This is a genomic window from Piscibacillus sp. B03 (genome assembly GCF_052246295.1).
GTDB lineage: Bacteria > Bacillota > Bacilli > Bacillales > Alkalibacillaceae > Piscibacillus.
The window spans coordinates 1-5,355 of the sequence record NZ_JBQQCO010000045.1; the positions used below are offsets into that span (position 1 = coordinate 1).

Sequence of the window (5,355 nt, forward strand, 5' to 3'; positions counted from 1 at the left end):
CAGCTATGGGGTTAGTAACTGAAGAAGAAAGTCACAGTCCGACCTGCAAGGTCGTTTATAATAAATAACTAGCTTAATTCTTACAAAAGGGTTTAGTGTCATTTACACAAAATTATTGACACTCCCTATTCTTTTAGTTATTTTATCTAGTATTTCTTTTTCCTTATTATCTAAATATTTAAATTGTGCTTTACTCAATGAACTCTCCCTTTCACAATATAAGTAATCTAATTAAATATTTAATACCACCTATATTTTCAAATTTTCTCTACAACGTTATGTAATAACTATTTATAAAAATGAATTTGCTCCTTTCAGTACTTTTCTCTAACCCTTTACCTTTTACATCCTGCTCATATTCTTGATAAAGTTTTTCCAGTTGCTTGATAAATAAAAGGGAAGCCTTCATTATAATCCTTCCTCTAACTTATAAATTAAGTAGCTAATTTGTAACTCATTATTAGTCAATTAACAAATGTTAACTCTCAAAAATCTTAATAACTACAAAGATAAGACTACCTTGATATCATTTAAGGATTCTTTTATTTTTTCCCTATCCCACATGTTATCTATTAGCTCATTCACATTAAAAGTTACTCCTTCATCCCAAGAAAATTCATACCCATAATATTTTAAAATCTTACCAGCTTCATAATCTGTGGGAATAAATATATCTTCAAATTGGCTGTTAAGAATGTCCTCTATAAAATTTGAAAATAATTCTTTGTTTTCATCATAATAAGGGAAAAATGAAAGTCCAGTGCTCATCTTTCTTAATATCTCATCAAAACCTTCATCTATCTTTTCTTGAATCAGTTTTATACCATCATTGAATTCAAAAGCTCTGAATATAATTAACAAATAAGAGAGTATTATAGGATTACGAATATCATTCCTAAATGTTCCGTCAAAATAATACCAATGGGGCATGAGAGCAAAAGGGTGTATTTTCTTTAATAAATTCAAATCGCTAATCATTTCTACTGACTTAAATAGTTCACCCTTATATAAATATAGCATGGCATTTAAATAGTTGAGAGCTTTCTTTTCCTCTGTTCCTACCTTGGTATTCTTACAGAACCTTTTTATGTATTCTTCGTTTAAAGCAATGAACTCATCTAATAATCCGTTTCTTAATATGTCCCAGTCCTTCTTTAAGAGGTTCTCGAAGAAGAATTCCCGTAGTTTAATATAATGGTTGGCTTCTCTTCTCTCATTTTCTATCCTCTTTACTAAGTAACGATACTTATCTAACTCAAAGTTTTCCTGAATGGTAAAATGTGTACTTTTGTTCGGGTTGCTATTGATGTCTCTACTGACATCATATTCTTTCATTAGCTTTTGTAATGTATCTCCATCAATCAGCTCAATATTTTTACCCTCAGAAAACGATAAGGCACTATCCGTGAATCCCGAGTTGGTGACTAAAATACCTTTGTTCGCTTGGTCACTTAAACAAACACCATATAAATCTCTTATTGGAGGTTCGCCCACTTGGTTCTCCCAGTACTTACATTGAATTAAGTACTTACCTCGAAAAATCGGTTTATTATATCTGGCTATAATATCTACTCCACCATCACCAGATTTATTTGTTAGCTCAGTTTCAAATCCCATCTTTTGAAATAATGTATTAACTAATTCTTCAAAGATGTAGCCATCCATATCATTTTCTCTCCTTTAACCCACAGATTAACTCTCTATGAAATACACCAAGGGTTCCAAATATGTGTTTAGAATAATTTGAATATTAACTAATTACTCTAATATTAACATATTATGTAACAAGAGTTGAAAGCACATATGTATTACATCACATGGAGATGATTATATATAGTAAATTATTTAACATTACAATGTTGGGTAAAATACTTGTTAAACACCACTACATCTCAACAAATTTATCTAAGGAGTTGGGATGACAATGAAATGTGCAGTTTACGTTAGAGTCTCCACAGACAAGAAGGAACAAGAAACTTCGCTGATTAACCAACAGAGATACTTTTACAATATTATTGCAGAGAGAGGATGGGATATTTACGAATTTTATGTAGACGTGGAATCAGGAACTAAAGAAAGGAAACGCAAAAACTTTATACGGATGATTGAAGATGCTAAGAAAGGTGAGTTTGATGTCATTTTAGCAAAGGAACTGTCTCGATTAGCTCGAAATGGTAAATTATCTTATGAAATTAAAGAAATTACTGAAAAGCACAACATAGGAATAATTACATTTGATGGAGCAATTAACACGATTGACAGTAATAGCAACAACCATATGTTTGGTCTATACGCATGGATGTACGAAGAAGAATCCTCTCGAATTTCTGAACGAATTAAATTAGCAAAAAGTACAAAAGCAAGAAAAGGTGAATTTTTAGGTTCGATAGCTCCATTCGGTTATAAGGTTGTAGATAAAAAACTTCAACTAGCTAAAGATGGAACAGAAGAAATCGTAAGGCAAATTTATGATTGGTACCTTGAAGGTGTTGGGTTCGATGCTATTGCAAGAAAGTTATCTAAAAGAAATATAGTGACTCCTTCAAAACGAGCTGGTAAGAAGAATGCAAGTGAATTCTGGCACGGCAGTACAATACAAAAAATATTATCAAACCCTAATTACATTGGTGATTTAGTTCAACATCGGCAAACCTCCATTAGTGTAACTAATGAATATAGGAAAGAAGTTCCGAAAGAAGAGCAAGTAATTGTTAAAAATTCACACCCAAAAATTATTAATCGAGAAGACTTTGAAGCAGCTCAACGCTTAATGGCGAGTAGAAAAAAATCTCAAACGCAAGCCAAACACCATTTGTTTACTAATGTACTTTTTTGTTCAGATTGTAAAAATGGAATGTGGTATAGACAGACTGTTCAAGGATATATCTGCGGTTCTTATGCAAAACACGGATTAATTGCCTGCACAGGAAGACCAATCAAGGAAGAACGACTAAAAGATATTGTATTAAATGATATTAAACAAATTCAACTAAATTTAAATGATGAAGAATTTTTAGATGGCTTAAAAAACAAGCTTAAAGCTAAAGAAGATAAGGACAACAGTGTATTAAAGAAACTAAACAAACAAATTAATGATATTACTTCCAAGCGAAAGCACTATATTCAATTGTTGTCTGATGAAATAATTACCAGCGGAGAATACAGAGAAATTATGGATGACTTGCAAGTAAAGTTAAACAAGTTGAAATTAAAAAAGAGTGAGATAGATATCTCACTCCTTAATAAGCAGTCTCTTAATGAACTAAATGATTTGCTAAACACATTGAAAATGTTTGAACCTCTAACTGAAGTTACAAATAAGCTTCTTCATTACTTTGTAGAACGAATAGAAGTGGATAAAGATAGTAAACCTCACATCACTTACCGATATGCTCTACTGAACGAATAGGAAACTTATTCCTTAAGTTCTATCTGTGACACACACTCCACATGTACCGTATGTGGGAACAGGTCAACTGGCTGAACTGATTTTAGTTCGTAATTAAATTGTTTTAGCTCTGCTACGTCTACTGCAAAAGAGCTCGGATTACATGACACGTAGACAATTCGTTTTGGTTTTGAACGGCCGATTCGGCGCATAACTTTTCCACCTGCACCTGAACGTGGTGGGTCTAACAATAAGATGTCTGGCTGACCAAATTTTTCAAGAACATGATCGATACCTCGTCGTGCATCTTGTGCTAAGAAGTACGTGTTATGAATTCCGTTCTCTTCTGCATTACGCTTCGCCGATTCAATCGAACTTTCGACGATTTCAACTCCCGCTAGCTTCTTCACTCTGTTCGCAAATGGTAATGAGAACGTCCCAACGCCGCAAAATAAATCAATCATGGTCTCGTGTTCTTTTGGTTGACCTACTTCTAGTGCAATGTCTATTAACTTTTTAGCTTGTGTCGGGTTGGTTTGGAAGAATGTATCGTACCATAAACGATAACGATAGCCATAGATTTCATCATAGATGTAGTCACGACCTGCTAATACGTGAATCGCTTCAGCATCAACTCGATCTGCCCAAAGTGTGTTCTCTAACCACATTAAACTTTTGACTTTTGAGTATTGGCTAATACGGTTGACTAAATCATTCACTGCTTCTTCAAGTTCCCCGCTTGGTGGCTGTGTCGCGATCAAAGCGAGCATAATTTCACCTGTTGTAAAGGACTGACGTACCATTAGGTGCCTTAGTAAACCAGTGTGCTCTTCTTTCTCATACCCTTTAAGGTCATGGTCTTTTGCCCATTTAGATACTTCAAGAGATGCTTTGACCATATCATCACTTGCGATTAAACAAGTCTCAAGGTCAAACACATTTTTGAAATTACCTTGCTCATGCATTCCCATGTTACCTTCCGGTGAGAAGGTGAACTCCATTTTATTACGATAATCCCAAGGACGTTCCATACCAATCGTAGGCTTCACCAATTCAGGGTCAAAACCTTGGCTCTCAATTGCGTTCTTGACATACTCTGTTTTATGTTTTAATTGACCTGAGTACTCCCAATGTTGCCACACGCACCCCCCACAAATATCAAAGTGAGGGCATGGTGCAATTGTACGTTTAGGACTTGCATCAACAACCTCTTTTAGTTCCGTCTTACTCCACTTTTTTGTTGGGTATAATGCATCCACAATCACCTCTTCACCAGGAATTGTTTGTGGAACGACTAATTTTAGCTTCTTTGGATTTCCTTTATCATTTTCACGCCAAACAACGGCTTGACCAGAACCTCTCCTGTCCAAGCTTTCGATTTTAGCCTGATACTCTTCTCTATTTTCATCGGACATATGTAAATCCTCCTAACGTTACACCTATAGCTTTTCCAATCATCCATATAGAAAATACCACATTTTATCTCAAGATGATATTAAAATGATGCTTTTGCGCGTGCGCAAAAGCTTCCTATTTTATACTTTGAGCTTTTCTATCGACATTTGAGCACACTCTACTAACAATGTTCATTTCTCTATCTACATTCAGAGTGTCTCTATCGACAAACCTTGCTTCCCTATCTACATTTTGAACTTCTCTATCGACAATCAAGCAATCCTTATCGATATTTCTTATTTCTCTATGTACTTTTAGAGCATTTCTATCGACATTTTAAGAATTTCCTTGTCATTAATGGAGCTTCTATTGATCACAATCATTATATTTCCACTATATTAATGCATAAATAAAAGCTACTAGATTATATCTAGTAGCTTTAGCGTTGCCCGGCAGCGTCCTACTCTCACAGGGGAAACACCCCAATTACCATCGGCGCTAGAGAGCTTAACTTCTGTGTTCGGCATGGGAACAGGTGTGACCTCTCTGCTATCGCCACCGGACTATGTAGT

At 34.8% G+C, this 5,355-nt stretch carries 4 protein-coding genes and 1 rRNA gene; 1 reads left to right on the forward strand and 4 read right to left on the reverse strand.

Annotated features, from left to right (window positions below; all coding sequences use genetic code 11):
- Positions 1–501: 501 nt before the first annotated feature.
- Positions 502–1,665, reverse strand: a complete 1,164-nt coding sequence (locus ACTWQB_RS16420; protein ID WP_443140244.1) for a restriction endonuclease — start codon at positions 1,663–1,665, stop codon at positions 502–504.
- A gap of 259 nt (positions 1,666–1,924) precedes the next feature.
- Between ACTWQB_RS16420 and ACTWQB_RS16425 the strand changes: the two genes are divergently transcribed.
- Positions 1,925–3,409 carry a recombinase family protein gene (locus tag ACTWQB_RS16425; RefSeq protein ID WP_443140245.1) on the forward strand — a complete coding sequence of 495 codons (1,485 nt, stop codon included), beginning with the start codon at positions 1,925–1,927 and terminating at the stop codon, positions 3,407–3,409.
- A gap of 5 nt (positions 3,410–3,414) precedes the next feature.
- Here the strand turns inward: ACTWQB_RS16425 and rlmD are convergent, their stop codons facing one another.
- From rlmD to rrf, 3 genes are all read right to left on the reverse strand, one after another.
- The gene (gene rlmD / locus ACTWQB_RS16430) at positions 3,415–4,803 is read right to left on the reverse strand and encodes a 23S rRNA (uracil(1939)-C(5))-methyltransferase RlmD (protein ID WP_443140246.1); all 1,389 of its coding nucleotides are present in this window, start codon (positions 4,801–4,803) and stop codon (positions 3,415–3,417) included.
- Positions 4,804–4,918: 115 nt separating this feature from the next.
- On the reverse strand, positions 4,919–5,059 hold the full coding sequence (locus tag ACTWQB_RS16435) for a hypothetical protein (RefSeq protein WP_443140247.1): 141 nt from the start codon (positions 5,057–5,059) through the stop codon (positions 4,919–4,921).
- A 171-nt stretch (positions 5,060–5,230) separates the two neighbouring features.
- Positions 5,231–5,346 (reverse strand): 5S ribosomal RNA (gene rrf / locus ACTWQB_RS16440).
- Between the last annotated feature and the right edge of the window lie 9 nt (positions 5,347–5,355).